Origin of the sequence: Bacillus licheniformis DSM 13 = ATCC 14580, from assembly GCF_000011645.1 — a bacterium.
Taxonomy (GTDB): Bacteria; Bacillota; Bacilli; order Bacillales; family Bacillaceae; genus Bacillus; species Bacillus licheniformis.
Genome location: NC_006270.3, coordinates 3,789,327 through 3,810,876, shown reverse-complemented (window position 1 = coordinate 3,810,876; position 21,550 = coordinate 3,789,327). Strand labels below are relative to the sequence as shown.

At 48.3% G+C, this 21,550-nt stretch carries 22 protein-coding genes; 16 read left to right on the top strand and 6 right to left on the bottom strand.

Features of this window, described 5'->3' with window-relative positions:
- Positions 1 to 172: 172 nt before the first annotated feature.
- The 4 genes from TRNA_RS41095 to TRNA_RS41080 all read left to right on the top strand — a co-directional run bounded on the left by TRNA_RS41095 (position 173) and on the right by TRNA_RS41080 (position 3,462).
- Positions 173 to 397 (top strand): DUF1450 domain-containing protein, encoded by a 225-nt coding sequence (locus TRNA_RS41095; RefSeq protein ID WP_003186096.1) that lies wholly within the window; start codon positions 173 to 175, stop codon positions 395 to 397.
- A 239-nt stretch (positions 398 to 636) separates the two neighbouring features.
- Positions 637 to 1,935, top strand: coding sequence for an HD domain-containing protein (locus TRNA_RS41090; protein ID WP_011198398.1), 1,299 nt, complete (start codon positions 637 to 639; stop codon positions 1,933 to 1,935).
- A 30-nt stretch (positions 1,936 to 1,965) separates the two neighbouring features.
- A complete protein-coding gene (locus TRNA_RS41085) occupies positions 1,966 to 2,469 on the top strand; it encodes a YwgA family protein (RefSeq protein WP_003186093.1) in 504 nt (167 codons plus the stop codon).
- Between the two features lie 186 nt (positions 2,470 to 2,655).
- A complete protein-coding gene (locus TRNA_RS41080) occupies positions 2,656 to 3,462 on the top strand; it encodes a zinc-dependent metalloprotease (protein ID WP_003186091.1) in 807 nt (268 codons plus the stop codon).
- A gap of 43 nt (positions 3,463 to 3,505) precedes the next feature.
- On the opposite strand, the gene TRNA_RS41075 is transcribed toward TRNA_RS41080, so the two are convergent.
- On the bottom strand, positions 3,506 to 3,691 hold the full coding sequence (locus tag TRNA_RS41075; protein WP_003186089.1) for a 2-hydroxymuconate tautomerase: 186 nt from the start codon (positions 3,689 to 3,691) through the stop codon (positions 3,506 to 3,508).
- Positions 3,692 to 3,777: 86 nt separating this feature from the next.
- On the opposite strand from TRNA_RS41075, the gene TRNA_RS41070 reads away from it, so the two are divergent.
- Positions 3,778 to 4,461 carry a site-2 protease family protein gene (locus TRNA_RS41070; protein ID WP_009329798.1) on the top strand — a complete coding sequence of 228 codons (684 nt, stop codon included), beginning with the start codon at positions 3,778 to 3,780 and terminating at the stop codon, positions 4,459 to 4,461.
- Between the two features lie 12 nt (positions 4,462 to 4,473).
- Complete coding sequence (locus TRNA_RS41065) at positions 4,474 to 4,989, top strand: YwhD family protein (protein WP_003186085.1); 516 nt, start codon at positions 4,474 to 4,476, stop codon at positions 4,987 to 4,989.
- A gap of 57 nt (positions 4,990 to 5,046) precedes the next feature.
- Here the strand turns inward: TRNA_RS41065 and TRNA_RS41060 are convergent, their stop codons facing one another.
- The 3 genes from TRNA_RS41060 to TRNA_RS41050 all read right to left on the bottom strand — a co-directional run bounded on the left by TRNA_RS41060 (position 5,047) and on the right by TRNA_RS41050 (position 7,971).
- Complete coding sequence (locus TRNA_RS41060) at positions 5,047 to 7,122, bottom strand: transglycosylase domain-containing protein (protein ID WP_003186083.1); 2,076 nt, start codon at positions 7,120 to 7,122, stop codon at positions 5,047 to 5,049.
- A 127-nt stretch (positions 7,123 to 7,249) separates the two neighbouring features.
- Positions 7,250 to 7,702 carry a hypothetical protein gene (locus tag TRNA_RS41055; protein WP_369878894.1) on the bottom strand — a complete coding sequence of 151 codons (453 nt, stop codon included), beginning with the start codon at positions 7,700 to 7,702 and terminating at the stop codon, positions 7,250 to 7,252.
- Positions 7,690 to 7,971 (bottom strand): hypothetical protein, encoded by a 282-nt coding sequence (locus TRNA_RS41050; protein ID WP_009329794.1) that lies wholly within the window; start codon positions 7,969 to 7,971, stop codon positions 7,690 to 7,692. The genes TRNA_RS41055 and TRNA_RS41050 overlap by 13 nt, the downstream gene beginning before the upstream one ends.
- 254 nt (positions 7,972 to 8,225) lie before the next feature.
- Here TRNA_RS41050 and speE point away from each other — a divergent pair, with 254 nt between their 5' ends.
- The 4 genes from speE (at position 8,226) to argS (ending at position 12,236) form a co-directional block, all read left to right on the top strand.
- Complete coding sequence (gene speE, locus TRNA_RS41045; protein WP_003186080.1) at positions 8,226 to 9,056, top strand: spermidine synthase; 831 nt, start codon at positions 8,226 to 8,228, stop codon at positions 9,054 to 9,056.
- Positions 9,057 to 9,110: 54 nt separating this feature from the next.
- Positions 9,111 to 9,983 carry an agmatinase gene (speB, locus tag TRNA_RS41040; RefSeq protein ID WP_003186079.1) on the top strand — a complete coding sequence of 291 codons (873 nt, stop codon included), beginning with the start codon at positions 9,111 to 9,113 and terminating at the stop codon, positions 9,981 to 9,983.
- A 157-nt stretch (positions 9,984 to 10,140) separates the two neighbouring features.
- A complete protein-coding gene (locus tag TRNA_RS41035) occupies positions 10,141 to 10,569 on the top strand; it encodes a DUF1934 domain-containing protein (RefSeq protein ID WP_011198397.1) in 429 nt (142 codons plus the stop codon).
- Positions 10,566 to 12,236 (top strand): arginine--tRNA ligase, encoded by a 1,671-nt coding sequence (argS, locus tag TRNA_RS41030; RefSeq protein ID WP_003186077.1) that lies wholly within the window; start codon positions 10,566 to 10,568, stop codon positions 12,234 to 12,236. Before TRNA_RS41035 ends, argS begins: the two co-directional genes overlap by 4 nt.
- Positions 12,237 to 12,320: 84 nt before the next feature.
- Here argS and TRNA_RS41025 read toward each other — a convergent pair whose 3' ends face one another.
- On the bottom strand, positions 12,321 to 12,587 hold the full coding sequence (locus TRNA_RS41025) for a hypothetical protein (protein ID WP_003186076.1): 267 nt from the start codon (positions 12,585 to 12,587) through the stop codon (positions 12,321 to 12,323).
- Positions 12,588 to 12,661: 74 nt separating this feature from the next.
- On the bottom strand, positions 12,662 to 13,840 hold the full coding sequence (gene cls, locus TRNA_RS41020) for a cardiolipin synthase (protein ID WP_031314741.1): 1,179 nt from the start codon (positions 13,838 to 13,840) through the stop codon (positions 12,662 to 12,664).
- A gap of 161 nt (positions 13,841 to 14,001) precedes the next feature.
- Here cls and TRNA_RS41015 point away from each other — a divergent pair, with 161 nt between their 5' ends.
- The 6 genes from TRNA_RS41015 (at position 14,002) to rpoE (ending at position 21,392) form a co-directional block, all read left to right on the top strand.
- Positions 14,002 to 16,116, top strand: a complete 2,115-nt coding sequence (locus TRNA_RS41015; RefSeq protein WP_011198396.1) for a (Fe-S)-binding protein — start codon at positions 14,002 to 14,004, stop codon at positions 16,114 to 16,116.
- 97 nt (positions 16,117 to 16,213) lie between these two features.
- Positions 16,214 to 17,392, top strand: a complete 1,179-nt coding sequence (locus TRNA_RS41010) for an acetyl-CoA C-acetyltransferase (protein WP_011198395.1) — start codon at positions 16,214 to 16,216, stop codon at positions 17,390 to 17,392.
- Between the two features lie 15 nt (positions 17,393 to 17,407).
- Positions 17,408 to 18,271 (top strand): 3-hydroxybutyryl-CoA dehydrogenase, encoded by an 864-nt coding sequence (locus TRNA_RS41005; RefSeq protein WP_011198394.1) that lies wholly within the window; start codon positions 17,408 to 17,410, stop codon positions 18,269 to 18,271.
- 12 nt (positions 18,272 to 18,283) lie between these two features.
- Complete coding sequence (locus TRNA_RS41000) at positions 18,284 to 19,414, top strand: acyl-CoA dehydrogenase family protein (protein WP_011198393.1); 1,131 nt, start codon at positions 18,284 to 18,286, stop codon at positions 19,412 to 19,414.
- A gap of 21 nt (positions 19,415 to 19,435) precedes the next feature.
- Entirely contained in the window at positions 19,436 to 20,575 is a 1,140-nt protein-coding gene (locus TRNA_RS40995) for an acyl-CoA dehydrogenase (RefSeq protein ID WP_003186066.1), read from the top strand.
- 301 nt (positions 20,576 to 20,876) lie between these two features.
- The gene (gene rpoE, locus TRNA_RS40990) at positions 20,877 to 21,392 is read left to right on the top strand and encodes a DNA-directed RNA polymerase subunit delta (RefSeq protein WP_003186065.1); all 516 of its coding nucleotides are present in this window, start codon (positions 20,877 to 20,879) and stop codon (positions 21,390 to 21,392) included.
- Positions 21,393 to 21,550 lie beyond the last annotated feature (158 nt).

Here is a 21,550-nt window from a genome sequence, read left to right as displayed (position 1 = left end):
AAATATTTATACAAGTTTGCTAAAAGAATAGGAACTGATTTTTTTAGCGCGATCCTTGCAGGAATGAAAGAATCCTTGTAAAATGAAGGATGGTGTCATTTTTTATAAAAGTTCGGCACAGTTGAATGCCTTTCATAAAGACAGATGAACAAAACGAAAGGAAGCGTATGAAATGGCTAATGAATTTCGAGTATGCGACGATTGCCAGGCCACCAATTTAAAGACGCTTTTGCCCCGTCTGAAAGAAATTGATCCGGATGCAAAAGTGGAAATCGGCTGCCAGTCTTACTGCGGGCCGGGACGAAAAAAATCGTTTGCGTTTGTCAATAATCGTCCGCTGTCAGCTCCTGATGAAGACGAGCTGATCGAAAAAGTGAAAAAGAAACTCAAAAAATAACCGCCTCCCTAACGGGTCAGGCGTTTTTGCTTGTTTAACGGCTTTTTGGCAGGCTGGAACAAATGGCCGGGTAAATTCAAGGATGTTTTCAAAAAAACAGACTCGATATAATAGAAGCAGACCTTAAAGAAAACAAGCAGATCGGGCAATACTTACAATATACATTTAGTTTTCCGAAGAAAAAGAGACGGATGGGCAGCGATCAGTTTGCCTCACGTTTGAAAAAAAGAGGGACAAAAATGGCGTATCCAAACGGAAAATTATCAGAAGAAAAAGTGTTTAAAGATCCTGTTCACCGCTATGTCCACGTACGGGACAAGCTGATATGGGACTTGATCGGAACCCGCGAATTTCAGAGGCTGCGCAGAATCAAACAGCTTGGGACGACCTATTTGACGTTTCACGGAGCCGAACACAGCCGTTTCAACCATTCTCTCGGCGTCTATGAAATTGTCAGAAGAATGGTTGATGACGTTTTTAAAGGCAGGGAGGAATGGGATGACAGCGAGCGCGATCTGTGCCTTTGCGCCGCATTGCTGCACGATTTGGGGCACGGCCCGTTTTCCCATTCGTTTGAAAAGGTCTTCCGGCTTGATCATGAAGACTTTACGAGAGCGATCATTTTAGGCGATACAGAAGTTAACCGAGTATTAAACAAGGTAAGTCCGACATTTGCAAAGGATGTCGCTGAAGTCATCGCGAAAACCTATCAAAATAAGCAGGTCGTCAGCCTGATCTCAAGCCAGATTGACGCTGACCGCATGGACTACCTTCAGAGGGACGCCTATTACACCGGCGTCAGCTACGGTCATTTTGATATGGAGCGGATTCTCCGCGTCATGCGGCCGCGCGAAGACCAAATCGTCATTAAGCAAAGCGGAATGCATGCTGTTGAGGACTATATTATGAGCCGGTACCAGATGTACTGGCAGGTCTACTTCCATCCTGTGACAAGAAGTGCGGAAGTGATTTTGACGAAGATTCTTCACCGTGCAAAGCAGCTTCATGAGGAAGGCTATGTTTTCACGCATGCGCCAGTGCATTTTTATTCTATTTTTGAAGGCAATGTCACATTGGAAGATTATTTAAGTCTTGATGAATCAATCATTCTTTATTATTTTCAGGCCTGGGAAAAAGAAGAGGACGAAATTTTGTCTGATTTATGCCGCCGTTTTATCAACCGCAGGCTGTTCCAGTATGCGGAATTCAATCCGAATGAGGAAATGGCGACTTACTTTGAACTGACCAACTTGTTTAAAGAATCAGGGATTGATCCCGAATATTATCTTGTGGTGGATTCGTCCTCAGATCTTCCTTATGATTTCTACAGACCGGGGGAAGAAGAGGAACGCCTCCCGATTCAATTGCTGACGCACAACGGCCAGATTAAGGAGCTGTCGCGGCAGTCCGATATTGTCGATGCGATATCAGGCAAGCGGAGAACGGACCATAAGCTGTATTTCCCGCTCGATTTAATCGAAGGGCTGCCTGACGGCCGTCATGCGAAAAGAATGAAAGAATTGCTCGGACTGAAATAGAAAGAAAAGGATGAAGGAGATGGCGGAGATTTGTTAAAAGAACATGCAAAGCTGATGAAGGTCTTCTCGGATTCGGGGGAGATTGTCGGGCGGAAAAAGCTGCAGAAAATCATTTATATCGCAAAGAAATTGGAGCTTCCTTTTTATGAAAAGTATGATTTTCATTTTTACGGGCCTTATTCAGAGGAGCTGACGCTTCAAGTCGAAGAACTTTGCAATCTCGGATTTCTCCATGAAGTCAAAGAAAAAAAGGGCGGCTATTATCAATACCGCTATTCACCCACTGAAGCGGGAAAGCAGTTTTTGAGCCAGTGTGAGCTGGATATGCGGGATATTAAAGCCTATTTAGACGACGTAAACGGCCAGTCATCGCGTTTTTTGGAACTGGTGTCGACGATTTTGTATTTTGAGGGGCTGGAGCAGGAAGAGATTAGAGAAAAAGTGTTTACCGTAAAAAGCAAACAGCGGTATACGGACGAAGAATTCGATGAAGCCGTCGCTTACATAAAAAAGCTCAGAAATCTTTGTTCATAAGCCTGCCGAAAAACGGTAGGTTTTTTGGTTTGTTTTTTTGTCTGCGTTTTGGAATTTTTGTAGGGAAATTGAAAGAAGCAGTGAAAAGAACGTATGCAATATTTCCTCTTTTTGGATGAATTGAAGGAATTTTTTGATAACTAGCAGAATTTTTCATTCGTTCAAAAAATAAGGAGGGGTTTTGCAGTGAAGAAACGTTCTTTATTCTTATCTCTATTACTTTCCGTCAGTCTCATTCCCGGTGTGACGGCCGGTGCCGCCAAGACGGGCGGGCATGAGCACGAGCACGATCATGAAGCAAGAGGAACTTATATTGATTCTTTGCCTAAAGCGAAAGATTTTAAAGACTTGAAAGGAAAAGTTCAAATTGAAAGAACGGTCAATACGAAAATACTGGATGAGAAAGGAAATGTGACGGGAACGAAAACGTTTAAAAAGAATACGGGCAAAGGGTCGTTTTCAACCCAGGCAGGCACGGGAAGCCAGAAAGTGAGCGTCCTTGCCGTGGCTGACGCTCAGTATCGGGCGAAATACAGCGATTGGCAGACAAGAATCGTCCAAATTATTGAGCAGGCGGATGTCATGTTCAACAGGGATCACGATGTTGATTTTGTCGTCGAAGCTGTGGCGCCTTGGACCTCTTCAGGCAGCAACAGCTCTCAAATTCTATCAAACCTTCAGAGCAATTTCAGCGGGCGCAGCTATAAATTCGTCGTCGGATTTACGGCGAACAGTAATTTTGACGCCGGCGGCATCGCATACGTATACAACAGCAAGCCGAACGGCAGCGCCTTCAGCGTAAACCTCGACCAGGGAACGGCCAACACGGCAAAAGCTGCAACCCACGAATTTTCCCATAACTTCGGCTTGAACCACGATGCGCAAGGAAGCGGAATCCGCTGCATTATGAACTACGACTACGCATACACGGTCGATGTTTGGGATTCAGCTCACAATAGCCAGATCACTAAAAACAAAGCTTGGTATAAATAATAAAAACGGCGTCCCGCGCGTAAGCGGCGAACGCCGTTTTCTTTTACATATCGCTCATTCGTTTGCCGGCGACACCGTAGTTTTCCTTTTTCATTTCCTCAATGATGACCGCGATTTTTTCTGCAGGTGCGCCTGTTGTTTCGGAGACGGCTTCGGTCACTTTTTTAACGAGATTTCTTTTTTGTTCATCTGTGCGGCCTTCCAGCATTTGAACAGTTACGTATGGCATATGTTCTCCTCCTCCTTTTAAAAAATGGCTGCTCACTTTAGCATCAGGTTCTCTTATAGTATACTGGAGATAGTAAATCTTTGTATATGAGAAAGAGGGAAAGCCACATTTTAGACCGTTTTCTTATTTATCCGCTGGAAATGATTCCGTATGTTGTTTTGACACTTGCTGCCGCATTCACTGTGCATGAGGTCGCCCATGCGTATGTGGCTTACAAATTCGGCGATGAGACGGCCAAACGGCAGGGCAGGCTGACGCTCAACCCGCTTAAGCATCTTGATCCGTTTGGAACGATTTTGATCTTTATATTGGGATTCGGCTGGGCAAAGCCGGTGCCCGTTAACCGCTTTTATTTTAAAAACCCGAGGCTGGCCGGATTTCTCGTGTCAATCGCCGGACCGATCAGCAATCTGATCCTTGCTTTCATCGGTTTTATATTGCTGCTTTTGTCCGTGAAGCTGTCCGGGACGCTGCCTGCCGGTTTTTACAGCGGTTTGCTTCAATTTTTTACGATTTGGGTGAATCTCAACCTGCTTTTATTTCTGTTTAATTTAATGCCGTTCCCGCCTCTTGACGGTTTTCGGGTTATACAGGATGTGGTCGCCCCCGAAGTGCGGGCGAAGCTGTCGAAATATGAGGCGTACGGCTCGATCGTCTTTCTGATTATCGTCATTACACCGCTTGGCCAATATGTATTCTGGCCGTTTTTGAATGACGGGCGGGAATTGATCATATCGATATTTAACAGCGTTTTCCGGCCGCTGATGTAGGAGGTATTTTTGATGGAACAAGGAAAAAAGAAAAAAACAATCGGATTCAACATTATTAAAAGCGATCCGACAGACGGACACGGGGGATTTGGAGCAGGCGCATTAAGCCTTGACAACATCTCGCCTGTCATTGTCGATGTTGAAGAGAAAGAAGCGTTTGTGGATATCGGCGCCATGCACGCCCGCAGCACGGTTGAAAAAGGAATCAAATTTTTGCCGAACAAAGAAGAGGTGCCGAACGGAAAACCTTACTGGCTTGTGTGGGTTACGATCGACCGCAGGGAAGAAGGCCCTTATTATGCGGGTGTGACGGCATGCGAAATGACGGTCGACAGAAGCATCCGCCGCGGCTACAAATCGCTTCCGGAGCACGTCAATTTAATGGATAAGTCGATGAAGCGGAAGATTATCGTCGAGCATATGGATGAAGGTTCTAAGCGCGTTCTTGCCGATTTTCTGAAAAACCATGATCAAGGGCTTTGGGACCGTTCATCAGACGAGCTGAAAAAGGGACTGCTCCAGCAATAGGAAAAACCCCCCGGACTGCCATGAAGTCCGGGGGGTTCGTCTATCCCCCTAAAAAGTTTATTCTCCTTTTTTAAACCATTTTTCCCACCACTTTTGCCGCTTATGGGGGGGAGCGGCGGGCTTTTCGTGCCCGGCGTTTTGCTCCTTATAGATTTCCTTTCCATAGCAAACCTGCTCGGGTTCAGTACCTTTGATAAAATAAGCGAAATATTTGGACGGGCAGCTGGGCGCCGCCGCATAACCTGTAGCCGGGTCGATGTACATCCCTTTCACGCCTTCAGGCGGCATTAAAGCTGCGGCGGGCGCGTCTTCAAGCGCTTTTTCCATAAACTCAGCCCAAATTTGTTTGGCATAGTTTTTCTCTGCGACGGCATCGATTGTCCGCTCTTTGTCATATCCCGTCCACACGCCTGAAGCAAGACCGGGATAAAAGCCGATCATCCAGCTGTCGGTGCTGGTCGTTCCCGATTTTCCGGCGTATCGGCGCGTCAGCTGATCTGCGATCGTCCGGCCGGTAACAGATGTATAGCCGTTGAGTGATTTGTCGAACATCCCGCTCATCATGTTCGCCGTGATAAAAGCCGCTTTTGGGTCAAGGATTTGTTTGCTCCGCTTCGGTTTTTCATAAAGAACCTTCCCGTTCGGATCGGTAATTTTCGTAATAAAGGAAGGTTCGATTTTTTTCCCGCCGTTGGCAAACATGGCGTATCCGTTCACCATTTCAATCGGCTTCACAGGGGATGTTCCGAGCGCAAGCGACGGCACTTTTTGCAGCGGGCTGTTGATGCCGAATTGCTTTGCGGCATCAATCAGTTTGTCCATGCCGAGGAAAAGGTGGGTTTTCACGGCGTAAATGTTATCGGACAAAGCCAGTGCCTGCAGAAGCGTGATCGGACCGTCTGCATAATAGCCGTGATAGTTGCTCGGGGAATAAGCGCTGCCTTGCCCGAGCTCAAATGTCGTTTCCGCGCTCCTCATTCGGGTGGCCGGTGTAAAGCCGTTTTGAACCGCCGAATAATAAAGGAAAGGCTTCATGGTGGAGCCGGGCTGCCGCATAGCCTGCGTTACGCGGTTAAAAGGGCTTTTTTCGTAGTCGCGTCCTCCGACAAGCGCGAGAACGCTGCCGTCGGACGGGTTGATCGCTGCAAATCCCGCCTGAATGTCGGATGACGAATCTATCGTGTGTTCGATCGTATCCTCGGCAATTTTTTGGAGACGCGGGTTGAGCGTGGTGAATACGTTGTAGCCGCCTGTTTCCGCTTGCTCCGGCGTCAAACGCAGCAATCGCGAAATTTCTTTAACAGCTTCGTCATAAAAGTACGGAGCGGTTTTTTCGGTTGTTTGCTTATCCTGTTTTTCAAAGCGGAGCGGCATTTTTTTCAGTGCTGCCGCCTGCATTTCCGTCAGCTTGTTTTGTTTCTCCATCATTGTCAGGATCATTTCCTGGCGTTCTTTCGCTTTTTTTTCATTGACAAAGGGCGAATAAACTGAAGGACCCTTTGGAATGCCGGCAAGCATTGCAGCCTCCGCCGTATTGATATCTTTGGCCCGCTTGCCAAAATACAGCCGGGAAGCCGCTTCGATTCCGTATGCTCCATGCCCGTAATAAATCGTATTTAAATAGCCTTCCAAAATATCTTTCTTTGTGTAGTTTTGTTCAAGCCTTATCGTATAAAAAGCTTCATTCCACTTTCTTTTCCATGTTTTATCGTGGCCGAGGTAGAGGTTTCTCGCATATTGCTGGGTGATGGTGCTGGCTCCCTGAACTTTGGACATCGCCTTTAAATCGGCAATGAGGGCGCCGCCCATCCTCATATAGTCAAAGCCGTGGTGCCGGAAAAAGTTCCGGTCTTCAACGGCAAGCGTGGCATCGATGACTGCGGGATTGATGTTCTTCAGCGAAACCCAGTACCGCTTTTGCCCGTAATGCGTTTCCCCCATTTGCTTTCCGCTTCCGTCATACAGCACGGTAGACCTCGGCACCTGAATCGAAGGAGCGCCTTGCCATTTGGCCGCCAAGACCACCGTCATGACAACGATTGAAAGGAAGATCAGCATCAATGCTCCCATGAACAAAAATGCGCGTATCGTCTTGATGGTTAAACGGACCCGCTTGTCCGTCATTATGTCCATGTTCAAATCTCCTCCCGGATAAATAAAATGTTCTTATCATTATGAGGAAAAAGAGGAGGATTTAAACAAGCGGGAAGGAAAAAACGGCAGACCCTCTGCGGAGATTAAGACAGCAATATGAGGAATCCTATTTTTTGGCGGTCGCCACATATGAAATCAGCCATAATACGAAAACTGCACCTTCGCTGACTGATGCGGCCAGAATCGGGGAAGCTCCTGCTGCATGGATGGACAACAGCATGCCTTCCCCCGGGAGCAGCCCTTTAAAGGATATATTGAATTTGAAAAGGAGCATTAAACCCGAGGACCACGCAAGCGGCAGCCATAGAGCAAGCTGCTCTTTCTTTGCGATCAGCACTCCCGCCAAGCCGAGAAAAATCAGAAAGCAAAGCGACCACCAGTCAATGAACAGGCGTGAGACAACAAACCAGAGGGGAGAACCCGACAGCTCAAAAAAAGGATGAACATTCTCCGCACCGTAGCCGCCGAATGTAAACCAGCCGATGGCCGCACTCCAAAACAGCAGGCAGATCATCACAAAAGCAGAAACGGTGCAGCCGAGCAAAATCAACGGCAACACCGTTCTGTTTGTTGCAATTGCACCTGCTGAACGCCGCATCCATTCGCTGTGCCGTAGAACAAACAGGCTGCGGACAGGACAGCGACCATATGCATCAAATAAACAGATCCGCTGACTTCGAGAAGCCAATCCGGCAAAGACGGAACGGCAGCCTCCCGGATATAAACGGGGCTGAAAAACAAAACGGCCGCTCCGATCAGAAAAAATATCAATAAAAACCTTTTCCGGCGGCTGGTTATATACAATTTGAGCAGTTGTTTGCTCTGCAAATGAGAACACCTCCAAAAGCGCACAGTATGCACATCTGTGCTTAGCTTAGCCATTATAAAAGAAAAATCGGCGATTGGGAATATAATGGACTTGGAATGACTCCTGAAAATGAATCGATCCGTCTTTACAATCACCTGCAATTCCTCTATACTTTTTCCTTAGGCAAAAGCCGATGCTTCAGTGCAGAATAATCGCCGCCGCAGGCGAGAAAAATAGATTGAAATACAGCTTATCACGAAAGGAAGATGACGCTTTGAGCGGACTTTGGTATACAGAGAAGCAAACGAAAAATTTCGGTATTACAATGAAAATCAACAGGACTTTACATACAGAGCAGACAGATTTTCAAAAGCTCGAAATGGCCGAGACTGAAGAATTCGGCAACATGCTGTTTTTGGACGGCATGGTCATGACATCTGAAAAAGATGAATTTGTCTACCACGAAATGGTGGCGCACGTGCCCCTGTTTACGCATCCGAATCCTGAGCATGTGCTTGTGGTCGGCGGCGGAGACGGCGGCGTTATCCGTGAAATTTTGAAGCATCCGAGCGTGAAAAAAGCGACGCTTGTCGATATTGACGGCAAGGTGATCGAATATTCCAAGAAATTCTTGCCTTCCATTGCAGGCAAACTTGACGATCCGCGCGTCGAAGTAAAAGTCGATGACGGCTTCATGCACATTGCCCAATCTGAAAATGAGTACGATGTCATCATGGTGGATTCAACCGAGCCAGTAGGGCCTGCTGTCAACTTGTTTACAAAAGGCTTTTACGCCGGCATAGCAAAAGCGCTAAAGGAAGACGGCATTTTCGTTGCTCAGACGGACAACCCTTGGTTTACACCTGAACTGATCACAAACGTTCAGCGCGATGTAAAAGAGATCTTCCCGATTACAAAGCTGTATTTGGCCAACATTCCGACATATCCAAGCGGATTGTGGACGTTTACGATCGGTTCGAAAAAATACGATCCTCTTGAAGTGGAGGACAGCCGCTTCTTTGATATTGAGACGAAATACTACACAAAAGAAATTCATAAAGCGGCATTCGTCCTTCCGAAATTCGTCAGCGATTTAATCAAATAAAACAGTTTGGCGCAGGATGGCATTCTGCGCTTTTTTTCAGGGAGGTTTTTGAAGATGAGATTTGATGAAGCATATTCCGGCAAGGTGTTTATCGCAAGCCGCCCCGATTGGGAAGAGGCGGACGCCATCCTTTACGGCATGCCGATGGATTGGACGGTCAGCTACCGTCCCGGCTCCCGCTTCGGTCCGGCGAGAATCCGCGAGGTGTCCATCGGACTTGAAGAATACAGCCCTTATTTGGACAGGGAGCTGGAAGAGGTTCATTTCTTTGACGCCGGCGACATCCCGCTGCCTTTCGGGAACCCGCAGAAGAGCCTCGACATGATTGAAGAATATGTCGACAGCATTTTAGATAAAGGAAAATTCCCGCTCGGTATGGGGGGAGAGCATCTCGTTTCATGGCCGGTCATTAAAGCGATGTACAAAAAATATCCCGATCTTGCCATCATCCATATGGATGCGCACACAGATCTCCGCGTCGACTATGAAGGAGAGCCGCTCTCGCATTCGACGCCGATCCGTAAAGCCGCGGAACTGATCGGACCCGGCAATGTCTATTCATTCGGCATCCGCTCCGGCATGAAAGAAGAATTTGAATGGGCAAAAGAAAACGGCATGCACATTTCTAAATTTGAAGTGCTTGAGCCGCTTAAAGCCGTCCTGCCGAAACTCGCGGGGCGTCCGGTTTATGTGACGATCGACATCGATGTCTTAGATCCCGCGCATGCGCCGGGAACCGGTACGGTTGACGCCGGAGGCATCACATCCAAAGAGCTGCTCGCTTCGATTCACGAAATCGCCCGCTCAGACGTCAATGTCGTTGGAGGAGACCTTGTCGAAGTCGCTCCTGTCTATGACCATTCGGAACAAACCGCAAATACGGCAAGCAAGCTGATTCGCGAAATGCTGCTCGGCTGGGTGAAATAAAACAGGCTGTCCTTTTTTCAGGACGGCTTTTTTCTTAGAAAATGGTTTATCTTCCCGTCCGTTCTGTTAAGATGATATAAAGGAGCTGCGGTTGAACTTTTTTTCCCGAATGATTATACTAATCAAGTCAAATCGGATCGAAAAAGGAAGTGTCGGAATGGATCAGGAGACACCCGTTCATATCTATGTGAAATCTGTTATCCGGGAAGGATCGGACACGGAGACGATCGAGTTCCGGACAACTGGATTTTATTATATGAAAAAAGATAAAATATATCTTTCTTATCATGAAGAGCATGATGCTGGAAAGGTGAAGACGATCGTCAAGGCAAGTGAAAACGAAGTTCTGGTCATGCGTTCCGGCGCCATCGAAATGAAACAGCGCTTCAGGCCGGGCAGCCGCACCGTCACTCATTATAAAATGCCATTCGGCAGACTCGAGCTCGGCGTGGATACTAAAGCTGTATCAGTCACACATCAGCCGCCGGACGGAAAGATCAGCATTGAGTACGATATGATTGTAAGCGATGAACAAAAGCATTTACATAAGATGTCGATTTCGTATAGAGGAGGACACGAGTCATGAACATAGTCGAACAAATGAAAGATGTGCTGAAGCAGGAAATTAAGGAAGCTGTCATGAAAGCCGGCCTCGCCGAAGAAAGCGAGATTCCAGAAGTCGTACTGGAAGTTCCGAAAGACAAGTCGCATGGCGACTATTCCACTAATATGGCTATGCAGCTGGCGAGAATCGCCAAAAAAGCGCCGCGGAATATTGCCGAAGAAATCGTCGCATCCTTTGACAAAGGAAAAGCGTCGATCGACAAACTTGATATCGCAGGACCTGGCTTTATCAATTTCTACATGAACAATCAATATTTAACGAAGCTGATTCCGGCTGTGCTTGAAGCAGGAGAGGCCTACGGTGAAACAAATATCGGGGGCGGGGAACGCGTCCAGGTGGAATTCGTCTCAGCAAACCCGACGGGCAACCTGCACCTTGGACATGCCCGCGGAGCCGCTGTCGGAGATTCCCTCTGCAATGTACTTGAAAAAGCGGGGTATGAAGTGAGCCGCGAATATTATATCAACGATGCCGGCAATCAAATCAACAACCTCGCGTTATCCGTCGAAGCCCGTTACTTTCAGGCGCTTGGAAAAGATAAGCCGATGCCTGAAGACGGGTATCACGGCGAAGATATTAAGGAAATCGGCCAAAAGCTCGCCGACGAATTCGGCGATCGTTTTGTTCATGAAGAAGAGAGCGAACGCCTCGCGTTTTTCCGCGAATACGGCTTAAAGTACGAATTGGGCAAACTTCGTGAAGACCTGGAGAATTTCCGTGTCCCATTTGATGTCTGGTACTCTGAGACATCGCTTTACCAAAACGGAAAGATCGATCAGGCGCTCGAAGCCCTTCGCGAAAAAGGGCATATCTATGAAGAAGACGGAGCGACATGGTTCCGCTCGACGGCGTTCGGCGATGACAAAGACCGCGTGCTGATCAAAAAAGACGGATCCTACACGTATCTTCTGCCTGACATCGCTTATCACAAAGACAAGCTTGACCGCGGCTTCCAAAAGCTGATCAATGTATGGGGAGCAGACCATCACGGCTATATCCCGCGCATGAAAGCGGCTATTGAAGCGCTCGGTTATGACAAAGAAACGCTTGAGGTCGAGATCATTCAGCTCGTCCACCTTTACAAAAACGGCGAAAAAATGAAAATGAGCAAAAGAACCGGAAAAGCCGTCACAATGCGCGATCTTATTGATGAGGTCGGCCTTGACGCTGTGCGTTACTTCTTTGCGATGCGCAGCGCCGATACCCATATGGACTTTGACCTTGATCTGGCCGTCTCAACATCTAATGAGAATCCAGTTTACTACGCGCAGTACGCCCATGCGAGAATTTGCAGCATGCTGCGCCAAGGCGAAGAAAAAGGCATTTCTTTTGAAGGGAACCTTGATCTTACGAAGATCGGTTCTGAGAAAGAGTATGATCTGCTTAAAGTGATCGGCTCGTTCCCTGAGGCCGTCGCTGATGCCGCAGAGAAGCGGATTCCGCACCGCATTACAAACTATATTTTTGAATTGGCATCTGTGCTTCACAGCTTTTACAATGCTGAGAAAGTCCTCGATCCGGCAGATGAAGAAAAAAGCCGGGCCCGTTTATCATTGATGAAAGCAACGCAAATCACATTAAATAATGCCCTCAAGCTGATCGGCGTATCAGCGCCTGAAAAAATGTAAAACGAATCCCCCGTCCATTGAACGGGGGATTTTTTCTTGATTTGGTGAGGAGGCGTCTCGCAAAGGAAGAACTTCCGCCTTCCCTTATTGAACTTGAGCGTCAGAAAGAATCGATTGTGCTTTTTTTACTAATTCCTGCGCCATTTTCCCTTCGATGACAATCAGGCACTCATTTTCGCGATTGGCCATTCTGAACATTTCCAGCTCAATTAAATCTTTGATTTTGCACATCGTTTTTCTTGAGCATATATATAGCTGATGTCTGGCTGAGCGGCAAAGCTTGTACAGCTCAATCAAGTTTTTTAACGTCATCGATTGGGCGCGGAGTTTAATCGACTCTGCTTGGTTCATCGTACATCCCCTCCGTATGTAATCATCACTTTGGTGAAATGTTACCCGCATGTCATGCAGGATAAACGTACGTTTTATAAAAAGAATGAAATCGATTTCGCCAGCCATTCGACGGGCCGCTGCATCACCGGCCGCTTCGCATACCGCTCCTTTGTCAGAAGCTCGGCGTGTTCAATGCTTTCCTTGACGACGTCGAAGAATTGCTTTGTCCAGTCTTTATCATGGATGACGACATTCACTTCATCATTGAGAAACAGGCTCCTGTTGTCAAAATTCGATGTTCCGATCATCACATGCCGGTCATCGACGATTAATGCTTTTGCATGATAAAAGCCTCTGTAGTACCGGTAAATATAGCAGCCCGCTTTTAAAAGGGCTGGAAAGTGCGTGTAGGCGGCCTCTTTGACAAGCGGATGATCGGGTTTCATCGGCACGAGAACCGACACGATCACGCCCCTTTCCCTGGCTGAGAGAACAGCCTGCTGCAAAGCCGGGCTCGGAATATAGTACGGCGTGCAAATCATGATTCTTTCTTTTGCCTGTTCGATAAATGAAATGTATTTTTCCTCTAGAGAAAATCCCTTTGTCGCATGGGTTGTATGGGTGACAGCTCCTTGCTGCAGCGGCGGAAATACGCTGTTGGCCGGCTTTGCCTGCGGCGCTTCTCTTTTGAAGTCCGATATAAAAATGTGCTGCAAGTCGGCAACGCCTTCTCCCGTCATTCGCAAATGGTAATCCTTCCACGGTCCGAATTCCGCTTTTTTACCAAGGTATTCTTTCGCGATGTTAAATCCGCCCACATAGCCGATCTTTCCGTCTATGACGGCGATTTTTCGATGATTCCTCGCATTCAGCCGGTAAAAGAAATAGGGGAAGCCCGGCTTGTTGGCGAAAAAAACGTGCACACCGCTTTGTTTCAGGCCGGAGAGCGTTTTTTTCTTCACCTTCATCGCGCCGATCCGGTCGATCAGCAATCGTACGCATACGCCGGATTTCGCTTTATCCTTCAGCACCTTCAAAAATTCAAGGCTGATGTCATCGTTCTTCACAATATAAAACATGACATGCACCGACGATTCGGCCTGGCGGATGTCATCCAGCAGCCGCTCACACAAGTCTTCTCCATTATGAATCAGTTCAATATCGCTTTTCTTCTCTGAAAAAACGGGCTCGTAGGCTTTCTTCTCAAAGGCTTTGCGGCCAAAATGGAAATCGAGCGCAAGAAGCAGGATGAGAAAACATACCATAATCATAAGCGGCACCAATGAAGACACTCCCTTTTTTCGTGTAAAGAATAGTGTCCCCCTATTTTCCTGCATTTATGAAAATATATTGACTGAACACTCATTCATTATTTAAGATAAAGGTAGTTCAAGGGGATTTAAGGTTGGGGAAATGAAAGGGGGAGCAGCTGATGAATGTCTTGCTGTCGTTGAATTTCATTGCGTTTTTAGGTGTAACCGTTTACGCCGTTTATCTGTTCGTCTATTTGATCAGAACGAGAATCAGTTACATCAGGCTCGGACAAAAAGAGGATTTTGATAAGCGGACGAAGGAGCGCCTTCAAAAGATATGGGAGAACGTGTTCGGCCAAAAGAAACTGCTTAAAGATAAAAAAAGCGGCATCATCCATGTCATGTTTTTTTACGGCTTTATTCTCGTTCAGTTCGGAGCGATCGATTTTATTTTGAAAGGGCTCGTTCCTGATCAAGGCATTCCGCTTGGCGGCGTCTACCCGGCGTTTACGTTTTTTCAGGAAATCGTCACACTGATGATTTTAATTGCGGTAGTCTGGGCTTTTCACAGGCGGTATATAGAAAAACTCGTCAGGCTGAAGCGCAATTTTAAGTCGGGGATCGTGCTCATGCTGATCGGCGGCTTGATGTTTACCGTTTTACTCGGAAACGGTATGAACATGATCTGGCATGAACATTCATTATCATGGCACGAACCGATGGCATCAGGCATCGCTTTTGCCTTCGGCTTTATGGGGGAAACCGCTTCAGCGGCAGTGTTCTACGCGGCGTGGTGGGCGCACCTTCTCATCCTGCTGACATTTTTAGTCTATGTACCGCAGTCAAAGCACGCCCACTTAATTGCCGGACCGGCAAACGTATTTTTCAGCCGGCTGACAAACCCGGGAAAGCTTCAAAAAATCGATTTTGAAGATGAAACAAAAGAAACGTTCGGCGTCGGACGGATCGAGGAATTCAGGCAGTCCCAGCTGATCGACCTTTACGCATGCGTGGAATGCGGGCGCTGTACCAATATGTGCCCGGCTACAGGAACAGGCAAGATGCTTTCGCCGATGGATCTGATTTTGCGGCTCAGAGACCATTTGACAGAAAAGGGAGCAGCAGTGACATCGAGAACGCCTTGGGTACCCGCACCGCTCTTTCAGCATACGAAAGGCAACCAGCTGGCCATGGCGGCAGGGGGAGAAGGGTCAAGGGAAGCGGCTGCTTCAGAACTTTACAACCCGAGCTTAATCGGCGACATCATCACAGAAGAAGAAATTTGGGCCTGCACAACATGCCGGAATTGTGAAGATCAGTGCCCGGTCATGAATGAGCACGTCGATAAGATCATCGATCTCCGCCGCTATCTCGTGCTCACAGAAGGAAAAATGGATGCAGATGCCCAACGCGCCATGACGAGCATTGAAAGGCAGGGGAACCCTTGGGGATTAAACCGAAAAGAACGTGAAAACTGGCGTGATATAAGAGACGATGTTGAGGTGCCGACAGTAAAAGAAATGAAGAAAAAAGGCGAGTCCTTTGAATACCTGTTTTGGGTCGGGTCGATGGGATCGTATGACCGGAGAAGCCAGAAGATCGCCATGGCTTTCGCTCGCCTCCTCAATCAAGCCGGGGTCACGTTCGCGATATTAGGCAATAAAGAAAAAAATTCAGGCGATACGCCGAGACGGCTTGGCAACGAGTTTTTATTCCAGGAGCTAGCTGCAAAAAACATTGAGGAATTTGAAAAAAATGATGTTCAAAAAATTGTAACTATCGACCCGCATGCATACAATATTTTCAAAAATGAATATCCTGATTTTGGTCTGAAAGCGGAAGTTTATCATCATACAGAAATTCTTGCTGCCCTCATTGAAGAAGGAAAGCTGAAACCTGAGTTTCCGGTTCACGAAACCGTCACCTTTCATGATTCATGCTATTTGGGCCGCTACAACGAGGTTTACGATCCGCCGCGCGCTATTCTCCGCTCCATTCCGGGCATCCGTTTAGCGGAAATGGAGCGCAGCCGTGAAAACGGAATGTGCTGCGGAGCGGGGGGCGGCCTCATGTGGATGGAGGAAGAGGCGGGCGCGAGGATCAACGTTGCCAGAACGGAGCAGGCGCTCAGCACATCACCTTCTGTCATCAGCTCGGGCTGTCCTTACTGTTTGACGATGCTCGGCGACGGAACAAAAGCCAAGGAATTGGAGGATCAGGTCGGCACGTATGATGTAGCGGAGCTGCTTGAACGCGCCGTATTCGGGTCAGAGCAAAAAGAACATGCCTCATAGACGGATTTCAGGTTTTAAATAAAGAAGGTGTGAGCCGGATCTCCGCCTTCTTTTATCTTCGGTATGTACAAATCATGATAAGGGGAGAGGATGTCAGGTGGCGAGATCAGTTATTGCAGGCGGCGCACGCACGCCTTTTGGAAAACTCGGGGGCGCGCTTCAGTCAAAGACGGCTGCGGAGCTCGGCGGAATCGCCGTAAAAGAGGCATTAAAACGTTCCGGTGTAAATCCTGAGGATGTCGATGAAGTCATCATGGGCTCCGTACTTCAAGGCGGACAGGGGCAGCTGCCGTCGAGGCAGGCCGCGCGTTTTGCGGGACTCCCGTGGGACGTCAAAACGGAAACGATTAATAAAGTGTGCGCTTCAGGTTTAAGAAGCGTCACAATGGCGGATCAGATCATCAGGGCCGGTGATGCGGAGGTCATTGCCGCCGGAGGTATGGAATCGATGTCAAACGCCCCTTATTTGCTTCAAAAAGCGAGGTGGGGGCTGAGGATGGGAGACGGGGCGGTTAAAGATTTGATGATCGCAGACGGGCTGACATGCTCATTTACGGGCGTTCACATGGGCTCCTACGGAAATGCCGCTGCGAAAGAGTTGGAGATTGCTAGGGAAGAGCAGGATCGGTGGGCGCTCAGGAGCCACATGCGAGCCGTACACGCTGCGGATTCAGGCGCGCTAGGAGAAGAGATCGTCCCGGTCAGCATCCAAGAGAAGCGGGACGGCGAATTAACGGTCGATCAAGATGAAGCACCGCGGCGCGACACGTCAATGGAAAGGCTGTCAAAGCTTGCCCCGGTTTTTGACCATAATGGGACAATTACGGCGGGAAACGCGCCGGGGGTAAATGATGGGGCATGCTCACTTATCGTGATGAATGAAGACAAGGCAAAGGAACTCAATGTGAAGGCGCCGGCCGTCATTAAAGCGCACACATCAATTGCAGTCGAAGCAAAAGACTTTCCGAAAACCCCCGGGCTTGTCATCAGAGAACTGCTTAACAAAACGGGAGCTGAGCTTTCTGATATCAAACTGTTTGAAATCAATGAAGCTTTCGCTGCGGTTGCTTTGGCAAGCGGAAAGATCGCGGGTCTTGACATGGAGAAGGTCAATGTCAACGGCGGCGCCATTGCGATCGGCCATCCGATCGGCGCGAGCGGAGCAAGAATCATTTTAACGCTTATGTACGAATTAAAACGGCGCGGCGGCGGTATAGGGATTGCTGCCATTTGCAGCGGCGGCGGCCAGGGAGACGCCGTGATGATCGAGGTATAAAAAGGGGGATTTCAGATGAAAAAAGACACGATCATGGTCATCGGAGCCGGCCAGATGGGGTCCGGGATCGCTCAGGTCTCTGCCCAGGCCGGATACAATGTTTACATGTATGACGTATCACCTGAACAAATTGAAAAAGGAATGAAGCGCATTTCCGGCCAGCTTTTCAGACAGGCGGAAAAAGGCAAGCTGCCGCATGAAGATGTGAAGCAAATCTACCAGCGCCTTTCTCCGTCGGCTGCGCTCGACGAAGCGCGGGAAGCTTTTCTCATCATTGAAGCGGCTGTTGAACAAATGGACGTAAAAAAAGACATTTTCACGCGGCTTGATGAAGTGACCGAAGACTCAGCGATATTGGCATCAAATACATCGTCCCTGTCGATTACGGAACTTGCTGCCGTCACAAAAAAACCTCAAAACGTCATCGGCATGCATTTTATGAACCCGGTTCCCGTCATGCAGCTTGTCGAAGTCATCAGGGGGCTTGAGACGAGCGGCGAAACATATGAAACCGTCGTGGCTGCGGCGGAGCGGATGAACAAGGTTCCGATAGAGGTGCGGGATTTCCCGGGATTTATCTCCAACCGCATCTTAATGCCGATGATTAATGAGGCGGTTTTTGCACTTTATGAAGGCATCGCCGAGAAAGAAAGCATAGACGGAATCATGAAGCTTGGCATGAACCATCCGATGGGCCCGTTGGCTCTCGCCGATCTGATCGGTCTGGATACGTGTCTGTATATTATGGAGACGCTGCATGAAGGCTTTGGCGACGATAAGTACAGGCCTTGTCCGCTCCTTAAACAATATGTCAGCGCAGGACGACTCGGAAAGAAAACGGGCAGAGGGTTTTATACGTATGAAAAGCAGCCGACATAAGGAGGGGTGAGCTTGAATTTTCAGTTTACAGAAGAGCAGACCCGCATGCAGAAGGTTGTAAGGGATTTTGTCAAACAGGAGGTCGCTCCTTTTGTACCTGAAATGGAAAAAGGCCGTTTTCCAACCTCTCTTTTGAAGAAAATGGCGGAGCGCGGCTGGATGGGGCTTCCGATACCGGCTAAGTACAACGGGGCCGGTCATGACTTTATCACCTATATGATGACCATACATGAGCTGTCAAAGAAAAGCGCCGTTCTTGGTGCGGTTCTATCTGTACACACGTCAATTGTCACCATTCCCATTCTTTTAAACGGTAATGAGCGGCAAAAAGAGCACTACGTTAAAAAGCTGGCAGCAGGGCAGTACTTGGGAGCTTTTTGTTTAACCGAACCGAGTGCCGGTTCCGATGCGGGCAGTCTAAAAACCAGGGCCGAAAAGCGCGGCGATACCTATGTGCTGAACGGAACGAAAGTTTTTATTACAAACGGCGGAGCCGCGGACATTTATCTTGTTTTCGCTTCAACCGATCCGGAGGCGGGAACGGGAGGCATTTCCGCTTTTATCGTGGAGAAGGGCACGCCGGGCTTTTTCATCGGAAAAAATGAAGAGAAAATGGGGCTCCACGGTTCGCTAACGGTCACTTTAAATTTTGATAACGCTGTCATTCCCGCCCGGCAGCTGCTGGGGGAGGAAGGAATGGGATTCAAAATGGCCCTGTCCAACCTGGATACCGGCCGGATCGGAATTGCGGCGCAGGCTCTGGGTATCGCCGAGGGAGCGCTTTCTGAAGCCGTTCAATTTCTAAAAAAACGGTATCCGGACGGAGAGCTGTATAAGAACGGCCAAGCGCTTGCCTTTAAGCTGGCCGACATGGCGGCGAGGACAGAGGCGGCCAGGCTTCTCGTCTACCAGGCCGCCTCGTTGAAACAGCAAGGCATGCAGACGGGGAAAGCTGCTTCAATGGCCAAATTGTTCGCTTCGGAAACGGCGATGTATGTCGCCGGAGAGGCCGTGCAGCTGCTCGGAGATTTCGGATACACAAAGGATTTCAGCGCTGAACGATATTTCAGGGATGCGAAAGTGTGTGAAATTTATGAGGGCACGAGCGAGATCCAGCGGATCGTCATCGGTAAACATTTATAAGGTGTCAAAGGGGGAAAAAGGATGATCTTTAAGCTGAGCGAAGAGCACCAAATGATACAGAAGATGGTGCGCGACTTTGCCCATCACGAGGTGGAGCCGACTGCGAAAGAGCGGGATGAGGAAGAGCGGTTTGACATGGAACTGTTTGCAAAAATGGCGGAATTGGGGCTCACGGGTATACCGTGGCCAGAGGAATACGGGGGAATCGGCAGCGACTATCTCGCCTACGTCATCGCGGTTGAAGAGCTTTCGAAAGTCTGCGCCTCAACGGGTGTCACCTTGTCTGCCCATACATCGCTTGCGGGCTGGCCGATTTATGCATTTGGAACAGAAGAACAGAAACAGGAATATTTAAAGCCGATGGCCCGCGGCGAAAAGATAGGAGCCTACGGATTGACGGAGCCCGGTTCAGGCTCCGATGCCGGCGGCATGAAAACGACCGCAGAAAAAAAAGGCGATGAATATATTTTGAACGGGACGAAGATCTTTATCACAAACGGCGGAATCGCGGACTTCTACATCGTGTTTGCCAACCTTGCCCCGGAACAGAAACACAAAGGCACAACCGCCTTTATCGTTGAAAAGGACTTCCCCGGCTTTTCTGTCGGAAAAAAAGAGAGGAAACTGGGCATCCGTTCATCACCGACAACCGAAATCATCTTTCAGGACTGCCGCGTGCCTTTAAAAAACCGCCTTGGCGGGGAAGGTGAAGGCTTTAAAATCGCGATGAAGACGCTCGATGGAGGCAGAAACGGAATTGCCGCTCAAGCCGTCGGGATTGCCCAGGGCGCATTTGAGGCGGCGAAGGCGTATGCGAAAGAGCGGAAGCAATTCGGCAGGCCGATCGCCGAGCAGCAGGGCATCGCTTTTAAACTGGCTGATATGGCGACGGAGATTGAAGCTTCAAGGCTTTTAACCTACCAGGCGGCATGGCTGGAATCAGAAGGACTGCCTTATGGAAAGGCTTCTGCCATGTCAAAGCTTTACGCAGGGGATACGGCCATGAAAGTGACGACGGAGGCCGTGCAAATATTCGGCGGGTACGGCTACACAAAGGATTATCCGGTCGAGCGCTTTATGCGCGATGCAAAAATCACACAGATCTATGAAGGTACGCAGGAAATTCAGAAGCTCGTCATTTCGAGAATGCTGATGAAATAAGGGTGGAAAATCGCCGTCTGGCCCGGCTTGATCTGCCGCCGGCGGACAGGATGCCGGCGCAGTTTTTTTGTTTTGAAGGGGCCGGACGCTCCCGGCTGTTCTATGTTTCAATCCCGCTTGCCGCCGATTTCCAATGCAACCGGCAAAAATTATTGAATTAACGGGAATAAAGGTGGCATAAAGTGATTTCTTTTGTTTATAATGAGAGGTATGGTTTGTCGTAAAGACAGGGATTACATGCTTATTTTCTATGACAGAGATAGTAGATACATACATGAAGATAGAAAGGGAGTGTCTGGCGATGAGTTTGAAACAATACTCAGAGGAACAGCTAAAGGAAATGGCTTTAGTTGAAATCGCATACGAAATTTTCTCGGAACACAAAAAACCGATTACATTCCAGGAGCTAACAGATCAAGTGGCTTCCTTGCTTGGAATGGGGAAAGAAGAGCTGGAAGACCGCATCGCCCAGTTCTACACAGATTTAAATATCGACGGACGCTTTTTGGCGCTGTCAGACCAAACGTGGGGCCTGCGCAGCTGGTATCCGTATGATCAGCTTGATGAAGAAACCCAGCCGACTGTAAAAGCGAAAAAGAAAAAAGCGAAAAAAGCGGTTGAAGAAGATCTTGATCTTGACGAATTCGAAGAAATCGACGAGGATGATATTCTTCTTGACGATGTCGAAGAAGATTTGGACATTGACGCCGATGAATTCGATGAAATCGATGAAGCCGACGATGATGAGCTGGATGATCTTGAAGACGAGATCCTGGATGATGATGAAGATTTTGATGAAGAGGAAGACGAAGAGTAATTGCCTTCTGAACGGAATTCATGTTTAAATCGATCTTGACTTTCACAGGCGAACTAGGTAGTATGTATTTTGGGCTCTTCAAAACGAAGAGATTCGAGTGATACGGACTATCAGCTCCCTTTCAAGAAATTGAAAGGGAGCTTTCTTGTTTTTCCGCC